The sequence below is a fragment of the Aureispira anguillae genome (assembly GCF_026000115.1).
In the GTDB taxonomy this organism is placed as follows: Bacteria; Bacteroidota; Bacteroidia; order Chitinophagales; family Saprospiraceae; genus Aureispira; species Aureispira anguillae.
Genome location: NZ_AP026867.1, coordinates 6,301,541 through 6,320,733 on the forward strand (window position 1 = coordinate 6,301,541; position 19,193 = coordinate 6,320,733).

General features: G+C 36.6%; 18 protein-coding genes. 10 read left to right on the forward strand and 8 right to left on the reverse strand.

All coding sequences use genetic code 11. The annotated features are described in order from the left end of the window. Positions 1-135: 135 nt before the first annotated feature. A complete protein-coding gene (locus AsAng_RS24655) occupies positions 136-2,235 on the reverse strand; it encodes a T9SS type A sorting domain-containing protein (RefSeq protein ID WP_264789790.1) in 2,100 nt (699 codons plus the stop codon). A gap of 185 nt (positions 2,236-2,420) precedes the next feature. On the opposite strand from AsAng_RS24655, the gene dinB reads away from it, so the two are divergent. After that, positions 2,421-3,512 carry a DNA polymerase IV gene (gene dinB, locus AsAng_RS24660; RefSeq protein ID WP_264789791.1) on the forward strand — a complete coding sequence of 364 codons (1,092 nt, stop codon included), beginning with the start codon at positions 2,421-2,423 and terminating at the stop codon, positions 3,510-3,512. A 44-nt stretch (positions 3,513-3,556) separates the two neighbouring features. On the opposite strand, the gene AsAng_RS24665 is transcribed toward dinB, so the two are convergent. Further along, positions 3,557-6,241 carry a S8 family serine peptidase gene (locus tag AsAng_RS24665; RefSeq protein ID WP_264789792.1) on the reverse strand — a complete coding sequence of 895 codons (2,685 nt, stop codon included), beginning with the start codon at positions 6,239-6,241 and terminating at the stop codon, positions 3,557-3,559. Between the two features lie 164 nt (positions 6,242-6,405). Then, positions 6,406-7,050, reverse strand: a complete 645-nt coding sequence (locus AsAng_RS24670) for a DUF4294 domain-containing protein (RefSeq protein ID WP_264789793.1) — start codon at positions 7,048-7,050, stop codon at positions 6,406-6,408. A 204-nt stretch (positions 7,051-7,254) separates the two neighbouring features. Here AsAng_RS24670 and AsAng_RS24675 point away from each other — a divergent pair, with 204 nt between their 5' ends. From AsAng_RS24675 to frr, 8 genes are all read left to right on the forward strand, one after another. Continuing rightward, positions 7,255-8,034, forward strand: a complete 780-nt coding sequence (locus tag AsAng_RS24675; RefSeq protein ID WP_264789794.1) for a hypothetical protein — start codon at positions 7,255-7,257, stop codon at positions 8,032-8,034. An 82-nt stretch (positions 8,035-8,116) separates the two neighbouring features. Further along, positions 8,117-8,509 (forward strand): hypothetical protein, encoded by a 393-nt coding sequence (locus AsAng_RS24680; protein ID WP_264789795.1) that lies wholly within the window; start codon positions 8,117-8,119, stop codon positions 8,507-8,509. Positions 8,510-8,734: 225 nt separating this feature from the next. Then, positions 8,735-9,181, forward strand: coding sequence for a 50S ribosomal protein L13 (gene rplM / locus AsAng_RS24685; protein WP_324292380.1), 447 nt, complete (start codon positions 8,735-8,737; stop codon positions 9,179-9,181). A 13-nt stretch (positions 9,182-9,194) separates the two neighbouring features. Next, on the forward strand, positions 9,195-9,581 hold the full coding sequence (rpsI, locus tag AsAng_RS24690) for a 30S ribosomal protein S9 (protein ID WP_264789796.1): 387 nt from the start codon (positions 9,195-9,197) through the stop codon (positions 9,579-9,581). 133 nt (positions 9,582-9,714) lie between these two features. After that, on the forward strand, positions 9,715-10,446 hold the full coding sequence (gene rpsB / locus AsAng_RS24695; RefSeq protein ID WP_264789797.1) for a 30S ribosomal protein S2: 732 nt from the start codon (positions 9,715-9,717) through the stop codon (positions 10,444-10,446). A 63-nt stretch (positions 10,447-10,509) separates the two neighbouring features. Beyond that, positions 10,510-11,349, forward strand: coding sequence for a translation elongation factor Ts (tsf, locus tag AsAng_RS24700; protein ID WP_264789798.1), 840 nt, complete (start codon positions 10,510-10,512; stop codon positions 11,347-11,349). An 81-nt stretch (positions 11,350-11,430) separates the two neighbouring features. Beyond that, positions 11,431-12,135, forward strand: a complete 705-nt coding sequence (gene pyrH / locus AsAng_RS24705) for a UMP kinase (protein ID WP_407655350.1) — start codon at positions 11,431-11,433, stop codon at positions 12,133-12,135. A gap of 140 nt (positions 12,136-12,275) precedes the next feature. Beyond that, entirely contained in the window at positions 12,276-12,839 is a 564-nt protein-coding gene (frr, locus tag AsAng_RS24710; protein ID WP_264789800.1) for a ribosome recycling factor, read from the forward strand. A gap of 64 nt (positions 12,840-12,903) precedes the next feature. On the opposite strand, the gene AsAng_RS24715 is transcribed toward frr, so the two are convergent. From AsAng_RS24715 to prs, 5 genes are all read right to left on the reverse strand, one after another. Next, positions 12,904-13,314: a hypothetical protein gene (locus AsAng_RS24715; protein ID WP_264789801.1), complete on the reverse strand. Its 411-nt coding sequence runs from the start codon at positions 13,312-13,314 to the stop codon at positions 12,904-12,906. Positions 13,315-13,373: 59 nt separating this feature from the next. After that, the gene (locus AsAng_RS24720; protein WP_264789802.1) at positions 13,374-13,742 is read right to left on the reverse strand and encodes a hypothetical protein; all 369 of its coding nucleotides are present in this window, start codon (positions 13,740-13,742) and stop codon (positions 13,374-13,376) included. Between the two features lie 23 nt (positions 13,743-13,765). Further along, the gene (locus AsAng_RS24725; RefSeq protein ID WP_264789803.1) at positions 13,766-14,230 is read right to left on the reverse strand and encodes a nuclear transport factor 2 family protein; all 465 of its coding nucleotides are present in this window, start codon (positions 14,228-14,230) and stop codon (positions 13,766-13,768) included. Positions 14,231-14,434: 204 nt separating this feature from the next. Next, on the reverse strand, positions 14,435-15,889 hold the full coding sequence (locus AsAng_RS24730) for a nicotinate phosphoribosyltransferase (RefSeq protein ID WP_264789804.1): 1,455 nt from the start codon (positions 15,887-15,889) through the stop codon (positions 14,435-14,437). Between the two features lie 49 nt (positions 15,890-15,938). Continuing rightward, positions 15,939-16,778: a ribose-phosphate diphosphokinase gene (prs, locus tag AsAng_RS24735; RefSeq protein ID WP_264789805.1), complete on the reverse strand. Its 840-nt coding sequence runs from the start codon at positions 16,776-16,778 to the stop codon at positions 15,939-15,941. Positions 16,779-17,179: 401 nt separating this feature from the next. Between prs and AsAng_RS24740 the strand changes: the two genes are divergently transcribed. After that, positions 17,180-19,117, forward strand: coding sequence for a WG repeat-containing protein (locus AsAng_RS24740; RefSeq protein ID WP_264789806.1), 1,938 nt, complete (start codon positions 17,180-17,182; stop codon positions 19,115-19,117). The last annotated feature ends 76 nt before the right edge of the window (positions 19,118-19,193 follow it).

The following is a 19,193-nucleotide window of genomic DNA, read 5'->3' on the forward strand; positions in this document are numbered from 1 at the left end:
AGACTAAAATCTATAAGAGTAAGAGGGGAATTTTAGAGCTCCTCGTTAATTGATGGTTACATGCGTTTCATAGTCACCACAGTAAGTAAATGTGATGGTAAAAGCGCCTTATTAAAACAACGCTTGGCTATGAAGTTAATCTTTGATAATTTTTGTAGTTAATTCTTGATCGCCATAGATCACTCGAACCATATAGACGCCACTAGCCTCTTTCTTCAAATCCAATTCAATGGTAGATTGCCCTGTAATTTCTTTTTGTACAACGATTTTACCAACTGCATTGATAACTTGAATGCTGCTTGTTGTAGTCCCTATGTCTGATAAACGGATGTTAACCATACCTGTAGTAGGGTTAGGGAAGGCTTGAATAGTTGTTGATTCAGAAATACCATTTACATTGTTATTACTTAGATCATTAAGACGTTTAGAGGTATTCCCTTTGGTGTGTCTATTGGGGGCATCCAACCAATTAAATTGGTTGATATAGACCTTACAATCTTGAGCAACTTCTCGTCTCAATGTAACTTGGTATTCAATTCCTAGCGTGTAGTTGAAACGAATGCCTCCTAAGTAAGGAATCGTTGGAATGGTCGTGCCAAATTGATCTGTTACCGTCCATGAATCAACCCCGCCTAATAGACTAATTAAAGGCTGGCAAGAAACCTGCCCTGCCATAAGTGGCGTAAACGTAAAATTGGCAAAAGAATGATTGTTAAATATTTGTAATTCATCAACTACTGTAATGGTAAAAGTTTCAGAACAACCAGGAGTAACAACAACAGCAGTATAGGTACCTGGTCCTAAATAGGGCACTTGGTATAAAACACCCGTGTTAGGAATTGTAACGGTTGTGCCATCTAGGTCAGTATAGGTCCAACTAAAACCATAAGCTACTGCTCCAAATGGATCAGAAGGCCAGCCAATATAAGCAGGGGGATTATCCGTCAAAGAGCAGAAAGAGATACTCTTAGGGGATGGAATTCCAACACCCGTTTCATAAACCGTAAAGCAATGTGTTCTTTTACAACCAAAAGCGTCTGTTGCGGTTACACAGTAAGAGCCATATTCGGTAGGGGTGAAACAAGAACTAGTTGATAAAATACCCAATTCTCCTGCTTTTGTCCATTGGTAGGTGACACCAATTTGTGCGGTAAGTGGAGGCAATACACAGATCGGATCAAAATTGCCATCACAGAAACCATAGCTATCTTCCATGTCAATTATAATCTCTGGATGAATCGTAATCGTATAGTTTTTAGTACAAGTCAATCCCGTTGTACTGTTATAATAAACATATTCAACATTTATAACCCCTGCGCCATAAGTCATGGCATCAATGATATGATCAGCATTACTTCCGCCTTCTTCAAATACTACAGTTCCATTAAAGATGAGTTTAAGCGGAGTAGTATTGCCTACAAATAGATTGTCAAAATCGTTTTCTGTAAATAATAGGCTCTCGTTATAACAAAGTGTCAAGTTGCTAAAAGGATCGGCATCTGGATTGCTGACCTGAATGGTAAACGTTTTGGTTTGTGTACAACCTGATGCTATATGGGTAATGTCAACGGTATAGGATTGAGTACTAGAAGGACTTGTTCCATCTGGATTACTTGTGTGCCAATTGTATGTGAAATCAGGATCTAGTGATAGGCTGACAACATCACCAGGGCAGATTGCTTGGTTGGGAATAGAAGTTGTTGGAGCCAAGTTCATAGGAATAAAGATCCAACGAGGTCCACAGTTGTTTGGAGGGGTAGTATTGCCTATGATGCCAGTAGAAATAACCAAGTTAGTAGAGGCACAATCGTAGGGAGGAATAGTAAGAGTAAGGTCAGCTCCCCAATTCCAGTTCGGAAAATGCAGGGGAATAGCATGACAACCAGAGGTACAAACATCTGCAAGAAGACTGATGGGTTGTGAATAGCCTATGGTACAGCTTAAAGCAAGTGTTGCTTTTTCTGATCCTCCATTAAAAGAAAGTTGCAGCCCATCTTTTGCGGTAAGGTTTTTAATAATTAACTGATCTCCAGGACAAATTTGCCCCGATAAAGGATCTGAAACATCGTATTCTGAAGTTCCATCGGTGTAGCCAGTATATTCTCCTAAATAATTGCCTGGGGTAACGGAATTTTTCCAAATTCGGAATTTAAAGTCAACAACTGTTTGCGCAGAGGTCGTTCCTATAGATAAAAACCATGAACAAAGGAGTAAGACAAAAAAATTAATTTTCATAAATAAAAGATTAAATTTGATATAATGATATGAGGCGTCAACGTTTTGGGTGTATTACGAATACAAAAATAAGAAGTCACATAGGCTAACTTTTCTCCAATCCTTATTCGCAGAAGAAGAAGATTTATTCGTTAACAAAAGGGCTTTATTCGCAAATTTTATTTTTTAGGTAACATTACAACTTGATGGTAGTCATAAATTCTGGTCGAAAAATTATACACATTGACATGGATGCCTTTTATGCATCCATAGAGCAGAGAGACCAACCAGAACTAAGGGGCAAACCGATTGCTGTAGGAGGGAGTGGGGCTCGTGGAGTGGTGGCTACAGCAAGTTATGAAGCACGCAAATTTGGGGTGCATTCTGCTATGTCAAGTTTTCGAGCCCAGCAGCTTTGTCCTCAACTTATCTTTGTGCCTGCTAGGTTTGATGTCTATCGGGAGGTTTCTAGGCAAATTCGAGCCATTTTTGAAGAATATACAGATTTGATCGAACCACTTTCGTTGGATGAAGCTTACTTGGATGTTACGAGCAACAAAAAGCAGGAGCCTATTGCCACTATCATTGCTCAGCAAATTATAACGCAAGTTTATGAACAGACTCAATTGACTTGTTCGGCAGGCGTTTCTTATTGTAAGTTTATTGCTAAAATTGCTTCTGATATCAAAAAGCCCAATGGTTTGACCGTTATAAAACCACAGCAAGCCATTGCATTTTTAGAAAAATTACCAGTCAAAAAATTTCATGGAGTAGGCAAAGTAACTGCGGCTAGAATGCAAAGTTTGGGACTAAAAACTGGAGCAGATCTTAAACAACTGAGCAAGTTAGAACTGGCTCAACATTTTGGCAAGGTTGGACGCTTTTATTATGATATTGTAAGAGGAATTGATAATCGCCCTGTTAATACCAATCGAATTCGAAAGTCATTGGCTGTGGAACGTACTTTTAAGGACGATTTGTCAACGTTTGATGAAATTGTAGAGGTTTTAGAGCCTATTATTTTAAAGTTTTTTGAGCGATTAACAAAAGCCGATAACTTTGGACGAACCATTACCCTCAAACTAAAAACTAGTGATTTTCAATTGATGACTCGCAGTTTGTCAAAGGAACATTTTATCACATCATTAGATGAAATTCGTACTGTTGCACATACTTTGCTCAAAGAAAATATAGATGATTTTGAAAAGATTAGGCTAATTGGCTTGACAGCATCTAATCTACAAAAGCAAGAAGATACTTTTGGAATTGGTTATCAGTTGAAGTTTGATTTTCCTTGAATGAAGCATCTCATTATGCTCCATTCAAGAAAAGATCGAGAAGATTATAACTTTATAATACGTTTGGTTACTTGCCCTTCAGGGCTACTTATTTGCAAAAAATAAACTCCTGCTGGAATTTGTGGTTTTAGATGGATGCTTTGTGATCCTGTTGTTTGGTTAAGTAAGGTTTGATGATGCATTAATTGCCCTGTTGCAGAATATATAGCAACTGTTAAGTTCGTAGGTTTGGCAAGTGCCATGTCCATGGTGATGTTGTCTGAAAATGGATTCGGATAAACATAAATAGAACTAAGATGATTGGGCAATGTTGTCGTTGAAGTTCCTGGAATGATTTGAACACAATAATCTTCTATTTCCCCTGCATCCGTTACACCACAGTTTGGGGGAGGATTGTTCCAACGCAAACCGACTCGCATTCTTGTAATACCCAGCGTAGAAGTAGCAGGAACAATAATAGAACCCTGTACGGTTTTTGTATTAACAGGCATTACAGTACTATATACTTCTTCATTTGCATCCATAAAGTCACCATCTTGATTGATGTCTAGCCATATTTTTACATGCTCTGTGAAGCTTTTTCCTTGGCTAATCGAGATGTTATGATAATCACCTTTGCCCAAGAAAATATCCACATTACTATAAAAGAAGTAACCATTGTTATTGCCAGAGGCATGCTTAAAATTGTCTACAGAAAAAGTATCTATCCAATCGTGTGTTGTATTGCTTCCATTTGCAGAGCAGTAATTAATGGTAGAACAAGAAAGACAACCCTGCGTAACAAAATTTATCGTATCAGAATAGGAGGTAGTATCCCCATTGTTACAAATTGCTTGTAAGGTGGCAGAATAATAGGAACAAGCATTCAAATTGGTTAACCAGTAACTATTATTGGAGATATTAGAAATTTGTTGCCAATTGTTTGTACCCATCTCTAAATAGCTAAGAATATAAGTATTTCCAGCCAATAGGTTGTTCCAATTCAACAGAACAGAGTCGGAGCTAACGACTGTATAGTTTAAGGCTGTTGGAGCCTCACAACAACCATCCGTTTTAAAATTGTATAAAGTACTGTTTCCTACAGTAGCCCCACAGAGCGAATTGAGTTGAATTTCATAATTGGTACAAGCTAATAAATTGTTGAGAACTACATTGTTTTGCCCAATGGGAATTGTGACCAGAGAAGACCAGGTTCCCCCTTGTTCTCTATAGCGATATTGAGCTTGATTAACCGTAGGAGGAAAGACCCAATTAATCTGTACTTGGGTATCGATATGATTAGATGTTGAAACTTGATAAGGGGCAAAACAAGCATTGCTAGGACAATCATTAAGGCAAAGCCCCAAACTATTAAATAGGTTGAGATAGCCCCCCGAAACAGTAGTGCCATTCAAATCTGAAATCCCAACGACTCCATTCATTAAATAGCTTTTCATTTTTAGGGCGGCACTGTCGGGATGAACAAGAGAATAAGCCATAAAATTGCTGCATGCTCCTGAATAAAGTAAGGCTACAGCCCCCGCAACATGAGGGGAAGCGGCAGAGGTTCCCCCAAATATTCCAAAGCTGGAAGGCGCTTTAGTGGTGTACACCCCAGACCCAAAAGCACCCAAGTCAATACTTGTGCTACCATAAGCTGCGCCCAATTCTTTGTTTCCTAATTTGTTGACATTCGTAACGGCTACTAAATAATCGCTAGGGCAGGCAGTGGGCAAATCGCCAACAGCATCTACATTTACATTAGAATTGGCAGTTGCAGCTATGTTTAGAATTCCATAAGAGCCTAGTGTATCGTAAAAAGAACACCATAAGGGAGCATTGGCAGGTTGCCCATTATTGAGTCCCCAAGAAGCATTCGTTGCTACGACATAAGCCCCTTGTTGCCCATTGGTTTGGTTGTAAATTTTTCGTTGAGTTAATGCATAACCATAAGCAATCAATACATTGGCTTCAGAAGTGTTAAAGTCGTTTTTGATAATCATCATTTTGACATTCCAATTGACTCCTGTAACGCCAATTCCATTATCGCCTTGTGCTCCTATAATCCCTGCTACAGAAGTACCATGCCCTCCGCCCGAAATCAAATCATTATTCGAAAGAGAATTCCACCCTAAGTAATCATCTTGGTAACCATTGTTGTCGTCATCAATGCCATTATTTGGAATTTCTGCTCGATTAACCCAAAGGTTGTCTCCAAAATCTGTTTGAGAATGACTAATGCCATCATCTAATATAGCTACTACAATGGTATCATTATTGGCTGTTAGCCCTCCTGTTGTAATGTCCCAAGCTAGGTCGGCATCTAGGTCTACTCCAGCGGTGCCTCCACTTGCTCCTGTATTGATATATTGCCATTGGTTGTTGAAATAGGGATCATTGGGAGTAGTTGCTGTTGGAGCAGGGGGAGGAGCAGGCGAGCGTAAGGTTATTTTGTGGTTGTATTGTGCAATATCAACCATAGAGGATTGGTTGAAAAAATTCAATAGTTTTTCTTGAGGGCTTCCCCCTTGATATTTTAACAACCAAATATTCATTTTAGGAATTAGTTGTTGGGGAGCTTCCCATTTTGAGGAAGGGGCATAATCCTCTAGTCTAGCCATTAGTTGCTTAATTTCATAATCTGAATTAAGCTGTATTAAAAACTGATTGGACAGGTAGTTTTGCTCTTGGGCGAAGATCGTTGTGCCCAATAAGAAACCAATAATTATCGTTGTAAGAATCGCTCGCATATTATTTTGTATCTGTAGGTGAAAATTTAGGCATCAAATGGGCTTGGGCTGTAAAATACAAAAACCTATAAGATATATAAGAACTTATAGGTTTTTGAAAGGATAGCCAATTATAAAACGAGCAAAAATGGAGCAATGTTGGTTGAGGTAGAGAGATTTTACAATTAACTTTTAGGCTTAGTGCCATAAGTGATGTTTAAATCTTGGAGAATTGACTCTAAGAGTAGATCATCTTTAGCAGTATAGCCCTTTTTGAGATTATAACCATACCATCTGCCTAAGGCCTGCCATTGCATCGCTTTCCACCGTCCTTCTAATTGGACAACTACATCAAAAAAAGGCTTGTTGAGTTCCCGTTCCACCATTTTTATAAGGATATACCCTTGAGACTTTGTTAATTTTTTGAGTTCTTCGGTGTATTTGGGCTTCAGTTCTTTTTCTTTTTTGCGTCCGTATTTACGTTTTTTACCTTTTTTCATTCCTTGGGTAGCTTCTTCTACATCACGATACAGGCGAATAGCTTCAGCAGCATAGGGGTATACTTTGGCAGCATACTTTCGCCACTGTTTATACCGTTTGCGTTCATCCCTATTCTTGAAGTTTCGTTTTTGGGTAACTTGGATACCTTCCATATCTGCTACGGGCAAGGTATCGCCGTCTATAATCAGTATTTTTACAACATGACCATTAATACTAGTCGTTCCATAATACTCACCTTCTCGTATTGGAGTGGAGTTTTTTTGCGCATTAATACTGTGATAAAGTCCTATGCAAATGAAAAAGGATAGATATATTCTTAACACTTTCATTGTATTGTGATTTTATGGTAGAGATAAGAGTTGAGTTTGTTTATCAATTGTAATTCAAGAACTATGCTAATTTTAAAAAAAGCTTGGGTTTAATCTTTTGAGTTTTAATTATATGTGGTATTTATTGATTGTTAAGGAGAAAAGTATTATTATTAAAGTAATATAGAATGTTTTTAATGAATTATAGGCGATAAATAATGAGAAATGGCAACCCAAAAAGAACAAATTAAACAATTACAAGACGAATTGATAAGATTAAAAGAAACTTTAAAAAATTATGAAAATCTGTTTAAAGCAGATGGATTTATTGATACGCAGGAACAACAGCAGCTAGATTTTATGCAAGGTGTGATTAAAAAAGCAGAAGCTAAGTTAGCTCTTTTAGCCAATAAAGCACCTTCTAGCGGGGGAGACAAATTTACCAAACCATTTTATGATGGTAAAGTGGGCAAAAAATATGAATTACATGTTCTGGTTGACCAACCTGGGACGGGAGGCGATAGAGATACCTTTGAAGGGCTTACCGCTCCAGATGTTGGGCATACCTTTGTAAAACTAATCAAGACCAATGTGGATGGTACTAAAGTAGAAGCGGTTCTTGGGTTTTATCCAGCCAATAGTGTGAATCCCTTAACAGGGGTAATTGAAGTGGCAGGAGAGTTGGTTGATGATAAAGGGCATACTTCGGAAGTACAAGCGAATAAAATATTAACACACGATCAGTTTTTTGCAGCCTTAGCGTATATCGAAAAAAATAGAACTAGAAAGTATAATTTGGATACTTATAATTGTACCGACTTTGCAATTGAAGTAGCAGGGGCAGCAGGTTGGAATATAAAATCTAAAAAAGGGGTTTGGCCTGGTGGAGGAGGGCATAATCCTGGTGATTTAGGAGAGGATCTAAGAAATGCCAACAATGCAACTACAAAAAAAGCTAAAAAGGGAACTCAACCGACCCCAACTCCAGATAAAAAAATCAAATAATTCATAGAAGATGAAATATAACATTATATTATTAATCTGTCTTGCAATTTTTTTTACCAACTGTGTTTCAAACAATAAAACAATGGAAGTCAATAAAGCATATAAAATAGTTGATACATTTATTAATACAGCAAAAAGCGATACGCTTAGTATAGAAGATGTTTTTAACGATTATATAATCAATGCCAATGTAATAAAAGCACACAAAGAGATGAAAGAGGCTTATTTGGTGCAGCTAAAAGAATTGAGACAGGATTTAGCCCAACAAACTTATGCTGTTCTTCCTTGGCGAGAAGCAGAAGACAAACAAGCTGCTGCAACAATGGATTTGTTGAAAAACGAAGAAGACAAAAATAATGTTTTTGTCATTTTTGTGGAGGACGAACCCAAGTACTATATTTTGGTCAAAGAAAACGAAGGAATTCAGTCAATTATACCTATGCGAAAAGTGGATACGATTATAGGATGGTTGTAATTAGACCTGTTTAAGGACTCATTTTTTATTAAAAATAGAACTTGTTGAAAAAAGCTGAGCGATATTTTTACTGTTTTTCAGTGTGTTATGATTTTAGTTTTTAAAAAAAAAGAAAAAAAGCTTCTTTTTTAAAAAAGCTAGTTGTACTTTTGCATTCGCTTTGGTCTATCAATATATAGACCTCTTGAAAATAGGCAATTTTTTAATAATTAAAAGAATATAATTGTGGATACATTGAGCTATAAAACTCAATCCGCCAAGAAGGAGACTGTTTCTCGTACTTGGTTGGTGGTAGATGCAGAAGGACAACCGTTAGGACGATTGGCATCTAAGATAGCTACAGTTTTGCGTGGCAAACACAAAACAAGCTATACCCCGCATGTTGATTGTGGTGATTATGTTATCGTATTGAACGCTGAAAAAGTGCGTCTTACTGGTAATAAAATGACACAAAAGGTACACTATACGCATTCAGGCTATCCTGGTGGACAAAAACAAAGAACACCAGAACAAATTTTGGCTAAATACCCAAACCGTTTGATTGAAATCGCAGTGAAAGGTATGCTACCTAAAAATAAATTAGGGAGTGCTATGTACAAAAAACTATTTGTTTATGAGGGAGCAGAGCATCCACACCAAGCTCAAAAACCTTCAAAACTAGAGCTAAAATAAAAGAAGTATAATTATGGAAATTATAAATGGACTAGGGAGAAGAAAAGCTGCTGTTGCTCGTGTTTACCTAAAACAAGGTTCTGGTAACATCACTGTAAATGGCAAAGATTACAAAGAATTCTTCCCAGTAGATCATGTTCAAGGAAAAATTTTGGAGCCATTGACATTGGTTGATGTCTTGAATATTTATGATTTAAAAGTTAATGTAAGAGGCGGTGGTATCAAAGGTCAAGCAGAAGCTGTTCGTTTGGGAATTGCTCGTGCACTTTGCAAAATTAACGAAGAGTTTCGTGAGCCACTTAAAGCTGCTAAATTGTTATCTCGTGACTCTCGCGTTGTTGAGCGTAAGAAATACGGTAAACCTAAGGCTCGTAAAAGCTTTCAGTTTAGCAAACGTTAATTTTTGTCTATCTATTTTGGTATGGCAAGAATTATTGGAACGCTTTTCAAGAAAAAGTAACTCCAGCCGTTTTGCCAACATTTAACATTAACCTTAGGTTTTTCCAAAACCTAATTAAATTGAATAAAATAATATGCAAACTCCATCTCATAAAGAACTGTTGGATGCAGGATGCCACTTCGGTCACATGAAAAGAAAGTGGAATCCAAAAATGAGTCCTTATATCTTCATGGAACGTAAAGGGATCCATGTTATCGATCTAAATCGTACAATTGAAGGTCTAGAAACTGCTGCAAAGGCCTTGCGCCAAATGGCTAAGTCTGGCAAAAAAATTATGTTTGTTGGAACTAAAAAGCAAGCTCGTGAAATTATTTCCGAAGCAGCTAAGAGTGTAGGAATGCCTTACGTAACTGACCGTTGGTTGGGAGGAATGATGACTAACTTTTCTACAATTCGTCAATCTATCCGCAAAATGCAAAAAATCCAAACCATGTTGAACGATGGTTCTTTGGATAATATTACTAAAAAAGAGCGTTTGACCATGACTCGTACCCATACTAAATTGGATCGTGTATTTGGTGGTATGGCTCAATTGAATCGTTTGCCTAATGCCTTGTTCATCTTGGATATCAACCACGAACATCTAGCAGTAGCTGAGGCAACACGTTTAGGAATTAAAACAGTTGGTGTTGTTGATACAAACTCTGACCCAACTAAAGTTGATTTCGCTATTCCTGCTAATGATGATGCTTCTAAATCAATCAAAATTATTACAGATTATTTGGTAGATGCCATCAAAGAAGGTTTGGCTGAAAGAAGTCAAAACAAAGATGAAAGAGCTAAAAAAGAAGAAACTTCTGCTTAAGCCTTTTATCCCAAACAATTCTTTAAACAATTTGATATAAAATATTAAATATTACTAAAAATCATGGCTACTATTAAAATTTCTGCCAAAGATGTTAAAGCCTTGCGTGACCAAACTGGAGCAGGCATGATGGATTGCAAAAAAGCACTTGTTGAAGCAAACGGTGATATGGAAGAAGCAATCGCTTATCTTCGTAAGAAAGGTCAAAAAATGACTGAAAAACGTGCTGACCGTGACGCTAATGAAGGTGTAGTAGTTGCTGCTACTTCTGACGATAATACTAAAGGTATCGTTGTGCGTATCGGTTGTGAAACTGATTTCGTTGCTAAAAATGATGACTTTGTTACTTTTGCTAAGTCTGTTGCTGATGCTGCTTTGGCTGCATTTGTTGCTACCAAAGAAGACTTGTTGGCAGTAACTATGGACGGTCAAACTATTGCTGATAAATTGATCGAAAGAACAGGTGTTATTGGTGAGAAAATTGAATTGTCTTCTTACGAAAAACTAGAAGCTGCTCAAGTTGTTCCTTATATTCACATGGGACACAAAGCTGGTGTTATTGTAGGTTTTAATAAAGCTAACGATGGTTTGGCAGAGGCTGGTAGAAACGTAGCAATGCAAATTGCTGCTATGAAACCAATTGCTGTTGATAAAGATGGTGTTGATGCTTCTGTTGTTCAAAAAGAAATTGAAATCGGAATGGATCAAGCTCGTCAAGATGGCAAGCCTGAGGCTATGCTTGAAAAAATTGCTCAAGGTAAACTAGGTAAGTTCTACAAAGAAAAAACCTTGTTGAACCAAGAGTATGTAAAAGCTGAAAAGAAAGAGACTGTTAAACAATACATTCAGTCTATCGATAAAGAACTTACTGTTACAGACTTCAAACATGTAACATTAGGTTAAGATTTTTTAAGCGTTCCATTTTTATATGGAGCGCTTTTTTTTAATAAGGAACTGATTTTATCAAATAAAAATTTCATGGCTATCCGTTACAAAAGAGTTTTATTAAAATTAAGTGGTGAATCGCTTATGGGCGAGGATGAGTATGGCATCAACCCTGACATGCTCCAGCATTATGCCGAAGAAATCACTGCAATCGTAAAACAAGGGGTTGAATTGGCTATTGTGATTGGTGGTGGAAATATATTTAGAGGGCTACAGGCTTCCAAATCTAATATTAGCCGTGTTCAAGGGGATTATATGGGAATGTTGGCTACTGTTATCAACGGCTTAGCATTGCAGAGTGCCTTAGAAAATAACGGAATTTTTACACGTTTAATGACTGCTATTGCAATGGACCAAATTGCAGAGCCATATATCCGTAGACGTGCAATTTCCCATCTTGAAAAGGGGAGAGTTATTATTTTCTCAGCAGGCACAGGAAATCCTTATTTTACAACAGATTCTGCTGCTGCTCTTAGAGCTAGCGAAATTAATGCTGATGTGATTCTTAAGGGAACCCGTGTTGATGGTATCTATACGGCAGATCCTGAGAAAGACCCACTGGCTACCAAGTATGACAATGTTTCTTTTGCAGAGGTGATCAAATCTAAATTGAATATTATGGATATGACGGCCTTTACAATGTGTTCAGAAAACGATATGCCGATTATTGTTTTTAATATTGAAAAGCCTAAAAACTTATCAAGAATTATACAGGGAGAGCTAGTAGGTACACTTGTAGAATAGTTCTTACTAAAATTTTTATAAAAAAAAATAATTCTTGTTCGAATTGTTTGCTTCTTTAGATAGAAAATCTTAAAATGCCGCGTTCATTAACCCTATTAGTTATTTTAAATGACTAAAAGACGATTAAATATTACAAAATTATGGAAGAGGAAATAGCTTTATATGTAGAAACTGCTGAGGAAAGCATGCAAGGTTCTATCGAACATTTTAAAAAGGAGGTATCTAGAATTCGTTCTGGAAAAGCAACTCCTGCTATGTTTGATGGGGTTAGAGTTGATTATTATGGTTCGCAAACGCCACTGGCGCAAGTTGCTAATATCAAAGCACAAGATGGGCGTACATTGATTATCGCTCCTTGGGAAAAATCTATGTTACAGGCAATTGAGCAGGCTATCTTTCAAGCAAATATGGGGGTTACTCCCCAAAATGATGGCGAAATAATTCGTATTGTATTGCCAATGTTGACGGAGGAGCGACGCAAAGATTTGATTAAACAAGCTCATGTTTTGGTTGAGAATGCTAAAGTAAGTATTCGTAATGCAAGACGTGATGTGATGAATGAAATCAAAAAGGCAGTAAAGGATGGTTACCCAGAAGATGCGGGTAAAACTAAAGAGGCGGTTGTTCAGGACTTAACGAATAAATATAGTAATGTTGTTGAACAACTAATGAAACGAAAAGAAGAAGATATTATGACGATCTAGTTTAGCTACTAAACGATAATAAAAAAAGCCATCTGTATCTACAGGTGGCTTTTTTTATTATCACTTAAATTGGGGATCGATCGTCTTTTTTTCCCAGTTCAGATCTTGTTCCGTGTTGTACTAAATATTGGATGAAAGTATGATAATAGCCCGATAATTTAACGATTCTCAAATCAGAAATTTCAATTTGGGTATTATCCTCTAAGGTAATTCGTAACTGAGAAATGGTTTGTCCTTCATTTAAAGCACCTGTATAATTGGCGGCGTATATCTGTTCTAATAAAGCTTTGTTGTTATTCTTGTAAGCTGCCAAGAATGCTTTAAAGTCAGTTGTTTCATTAACGCTCGAAGAAGCCAGAAGTTGTTGGAATACTTCTTCATGAGGGGATTTATTTTGCAGGGTATAAGAAATAATTCTTTCAGAAGGACCCATAGAGGGGTTGTAGTGTCTTAATCGAATGGAAGTGATTTGCATCTTGATATTTTGAGCTAGTAAAGAGGAATATAAAACTAAGATTGAAGCTTCCTAGTACCTTAGGAAGATTTCTTGAGTGCCCACATGGTCCAAGTAGCTGCCAAGGCATCAACACTAGCAAACAAAATAATAGACATTTCAACTTGTTTGCTTGCCCATAGTCCAAAAATAAAGAGTGCTGCAATATAGCGTAGAAAAACAGTTGAGGGATATAATACACTTATTTTGTGCTTACCAATTAAACAATAATAAACTCCAAGGAGTAGAACTACTAAGCCGAGCATTCTTGAAGTCCATAGTTCTTTACTATAGCTAAGTTGAAAAAGATCAAACAAAAGCTCTGGAACAACAATAAGTCCTAAGCCTGGTACCGTAATCATATATATACCAAATATAAGAATACTGGTTTCTGGTAATTTTAAGTTCATAATAAAAGGCTAATAACGAATAATTAAACGATGTTTTTTGCTTTAAATTTTTGCAACATTTGTTGGGTTTGTTGTTGTAATTTTTTTTGAAAAAAAGCCGTTCCACCTAACAAAAAGCCTTGAAAACCTAAGGCTTGTCTTGCCCATTTGTGCAGGTTAAATTGATCCGTATGCTTGATAATCTTGCCCTCTTTGAACTCAAAAGTGGCATCTATAATATTGTGGACTTTTCGACCTGTTCTAGAGAAGGTATACCATGCTTCCCAATGAGCCGTTCCTCCCTGCTCATTTGCAGTAATATTAGAGAATTCAAGCTTAAAATCCTGAGCATTTTGACAAAGCATGGTCCACATTGCTCCCGCATCTTCGCCTTTTAATGTCCCAAAACCAGGATCCCAAAATTCAATATCTTGATGATAACAAGCCTTCATCCCTTCTGCATCTAGGTTTTGAAAGGCTTCGTAAAATGTAGTGATGGTATTTTGCATAATTTTGACGTATATTTAGTTTGATAGCAACCTGTAATATAGTTTTTTTTAGAATAAAAAAAGCAAAGACTTCGAAAAGAAGCCCTTGCTCAATTTTTTTAAGTTATTGTTTTAATACTCTGTGTTTTTTTTGCATTTTCTGCGAAAAAAGCGAAAAGTACCTTGTTTTAATAATCAATTTTTACAGGACAATGTGCTTAAGAATTAGAATTGTTTAAGTCTTGTCCGAATTTCTTGTAGGCTCCAATCTATTAACAGTTGACCATCACGGAAAACTTCTTTCATTTCGCCCTGTTTTTCTTCCTCCCAGCTCACTTGATCTATTAAGGCATAAGTGCCGTTTTGTTTGACAATCTTGATTAACCCCTTGGCAGATTTTTTGGTGCCATCATCTGTGATTGGATCTTTAAAAATTTCTCTGCCTACTCCCTCTACTTCTCCGTAGGTAGCCTTCATGGCAAAACCAAAGGTATCTCTAGTATTGTACTGATAGGTAAAAGAGCCAATCCCTAAAACAACGTTGGTAGAGGCAAAGCCCTTTTGTTTTAAACGTTCACAAATTTGAGTTGCTCGCTCAAGAGTGATACTATCGCCATAAATGGCACCAATATGGGCATCTAATTCTTTGTATCCTTTTTCATTAATTGTTCCTCCAAAGGTTTCCCAAAGGCTTTCAATGACACCTTTTTTTTCTATCGCTGTTGTTCCATTAGGATTGCCACAGATGATATCAACAGGATCGCCACTATCAGGTCGAATTACAACTTTGCCATCTCTAGCTAGAATTTCATTTTTTAGGGCAGGCAAATATTCTGTTAACACCTTCCACAAGTCCCAAGTATCCGAAACAATAGAAACAATTCCGTGAGGATAAACATCCGTTACTAAACGTTTGAAGGTTTCTAGTTCTCCTAGATTAGTTCCCATACACATAACAGAATGTTCTGTAGCGGCAACAGAGCCACCTACCAATTCATGATCGGAATTGGCATTATAATAATGTTCTAAGAAATCAATGGTGGGAATGGTATCCGTTCCAGTAAAACTTAATAGATGTCCAGCAGAAGACATCGTTGCGGCTTCTAAACCAGCCATTCCTCGCATCGAGAAATCATGTCCTTGCCAATCTACAAAGGCCAAATCACTCGCTGTTTCTTCAGCATATTGATCCAATATCTGGCGATATTTTTTAGCGATGGTAGCCGAATTACAAGGCATCCATACCGTTGCAGACAATAGCGTTTCAAAATAATTGGTCAACCAAAAAAATTCTGCCTTAGTATTGTACATGGTAAACATTGGAACACGAATAGGAACACTGACTCCTTCTGGTAACGCTTTTATGACCATAGGAATATAGCCCAAATCGTGTAAATCTGCGATATGTTGAGTTCCCACTGCATTAGGGCCTAAATAATTGTTGATTCTACGAGCATATTGAGCAACGATTTGATCTTTAGGTTGTTCAAAGAAGTTTTTTTGGAAATCTTCTAGGATGTATTTTTTGATAAAATATTGTAAGCCAAAGAACACTACTTGGTCAATATTGGCAACTCTACTTTTTCTAGGAGTCCAGTTGGAATAAACAAGAGAAGTATTATCTGGGTATTGTCTTCTGTGATCTACTTTGTAACCATCTGTATATAATAATGGATTCATGTTGTCGGTTTTATAAATGAAAAAAGATGCATTAGTTTTACTTGCTGAATTAAAAGAGCACTTGTTCTAATTTTAATTGTACCAGTTGCGGCTGAGGAGTTCTTGTTTGGATAGAATCGGTTGTAAAGATGAGATCAAAATACTTACTTAAGGACTCTAATCCCTTACTAAAAATTCCATGGCTAACGGCTAAATATAGCTTGCCTGCATTTTTGTTTTTTAGTTCAGCAGCTAAACCCATAAAGGTTCCACCTGCATCACAAATATCATCTACAATAAGGCAATCTGCTCCTTCTAGGTCATTGCTATATACCTTGAAGCCCGAAAGCTTTCCTGTTTTAACATCTCTTGATTTGGAACATTCCACGACTTCCATGCCGTCCAAATAGGCAGCTACTTTATAGATTTTTTTTAAGGCTCCTCCGTCTGGCGAAATAAGTTTAACGTTCCCAAGTTGTGCAACTACTTTTTGTATGAATTTATGATTGTTAACAGGATTACAATTGTCCAATAACGCAATGGATACCTCAGAATGCGGATCAAAAATAGTGACTTGTTGAAGTTGCATAGCGTTAATCAAGTCGGCATAGACCTTAACCGATAAGGCTTCCCCTGCAACCATTACACGATCTTGTCTAGCTGCTGGAAAATACGGAATAACTAAGTTAATGTTATGTACTCCAGATCGCTTGAGGGCATCAACTGCAATTAATAGCAACCCCATATCATTAAAGGAGTTGATCCGATGCGTGACGTTGACCTGTGATACTTCACTTAGGTTTGTAATTATTTTGATGTGGGGTTCTCCTCCTGAAAAAGTGAAGGATTGAAAATCAATATTATTCAGTGTTCCATATGGTAAAAAGGAAGCGTCCAAGTTTAGATTCATAGTGTTGTTGGTTTGAACAATTAATTTAGTGCTTTTTTTGCCAAAAACAGCAAGGTTTGTTGGTTTGATAGAGTATTACATGAGTGCTGCGTAGTTGATTATCAGTAAGGTATGTTTTGTTAGTAAAGAATAAAGCGTTGATAATTAGCTAATCCACGAAGTATTATAGATTAAGTATACGATAAAATTGATACTTTGTTTACTTTTTAAACTAAGTATTTTCAAAAAAAGTTCAAACTCATTTATTTTATTTCAAAAGAACACCCCTCTGTATTTTTTTTAAATAGCATAAAGAGTAAAGCTTCAATTTTTTGATTAAGAATTTTTTAGACCCTATCTTTGTGCCCGTTTTATGAATAAATATTCCCAATAGAAACAAATGCTTTTATAGCCAAAATATTATGAAATTAAAACTAACGTATATTATAATTTTATTAGCCAATAGTTTGCTCTTGTTGGGGCAACGGTTATCTCCCCAATTAAAAATGGAAACCCGCATGAATCTTGGTGAAAAACATTATTTAATTCAAAATAAAATAAAGCAATGGGGGCTGTTTACGAAAGGTCATAAGGTTGTTATTGCTGCAAGTTATGATACTATTTTCCCATTGAATCGCACAAAGTTTGATGCTGAAACCTATGCTGTTGAATACACCCCTACCAGTTATGTGATTGGAGAAAAGGGAGAGCGCCAAACGCTATTGGATTTAAAAGGGAATGTTTGCCTAAAGGCTAATAATATAATGCCTAGATTAATGGGAGAGGTCGTTTTGATTCAAAACGATAAAAAATGGGGACTTGCACAGACTTCAGGAAAAATACTAGTGCCTGCTACTTGTGCTAGGATCGAATGGTATGAAGATATATTGGCGCTTAATAATGACAAGGGGTGGTTATTGTTTGATCCTATTGCTGGAGAATTAATAACAGATACAGGGTATGATACTTTAATAGAAGTCACCAATGAACGATATCCTAGTGCGAATAATTATTACTTATTAACCCAAAAAGATGGATTGTGGGGTGTGCTAAATGTAAAAGGAAAAGCTGTCGTTCCTGCTAAATACCAAACTATTAAACCACTGTATGCCATTCGGCGACATTCCCCAAATAGACTTTGTTTTTTAGTAAAAAAAGAAAATAAATGGGGAATAATTACGACCAAGAATCGGTCCTTAGTCTCCATTCAATACGACACACTTAAGGTGAACCATGCCGATCAAGCATGCATTGTGTTTCTGAAAGGAGACAAGTGGGGGATTATAGATGCTCAGGGAAATGAAAAAATTAGCAATTGTACCGCAATCAAAGCACTAGGGAGGTTTGTTAATACCTATAAAATTTATAAAGAAAATAAAGTGGGTTTATGGTCGGGAGATAAAGGAATTCAGTTGCCTAGTGAATATGATCGTATTGTGGTTGGAAAACTGTTTTTTACTTGCGAAAAAGAAGGTGAAACGTTCTATGTTAATAAACAAAATAACCAAGCCGTCAATTTACCAATACATGAGGATATCGATTATTTTTCTTATCAATTCTACAAAATTAAACAAAATAAATTGTGGGGCTTGATCGATTTAAATGGGAAAGAAATTCTTGCTCCTAAATACGATTACATCAATAGTGGGACTTATAGCTCCAATCGTATTGTAGTTGTGAAGGGTGCTAGGTCTGGTCTAATTGATTCCATGGGTAGGGAATTGATTGAACCAACGTATGATGAGATTAGCCCAATTTATTTGAATCGTAGTAAATTATATTCACAAAGGCAATTTTTTGTAGTCGCTAGAGGGCTTAAAAAAGGAGTCTTAAATTATAATGGAAAGGAATTGTTGGCAGTAGATTATGACGAAATTCTTTATGATCGAAAGCGTTTTGATGGTTATTTTGAAGTCGTAAAAAAAGAAAAAAAGGGACTGCTAAAATGGGATGGAACGGTTCTTATTGCACCCCATTATGAGACTATTTCTGCATTAACGTTGGAGGATCGCCAGCAATCAAAAGATGGAATTTGGAAGGTTAAACAAAATGAAAAATATGGATTGCTTCAAATCCAACAGGACGTTTCCAATCCAATATTGCCTTTAGCTTATGAAACCATTGAACGGATTTATAGCGCTACTAGGTCTTTAAAATCTTATTTTATAGTTGGGAATAAAGGGAAATACGGTATTTATAACACGGATAAACAAGTGTGGATTTTGCCAATAGTGTACACTGCTATTCAAACACATACAACGGATGGTAAGGAGTTAAGAGGGAATGACTCTTCATTTTTTCAGGTTGAACAAGGAAAACAGCAGCTTTTATTTGATTTAGAAGGAAATCTCTTTGAATAGTAAATTGTTGATGAATAGAATTGTTGCTCAGGCAGTTTGATAGTATCACTATTATGCTGTATCTTTGTGATTACCC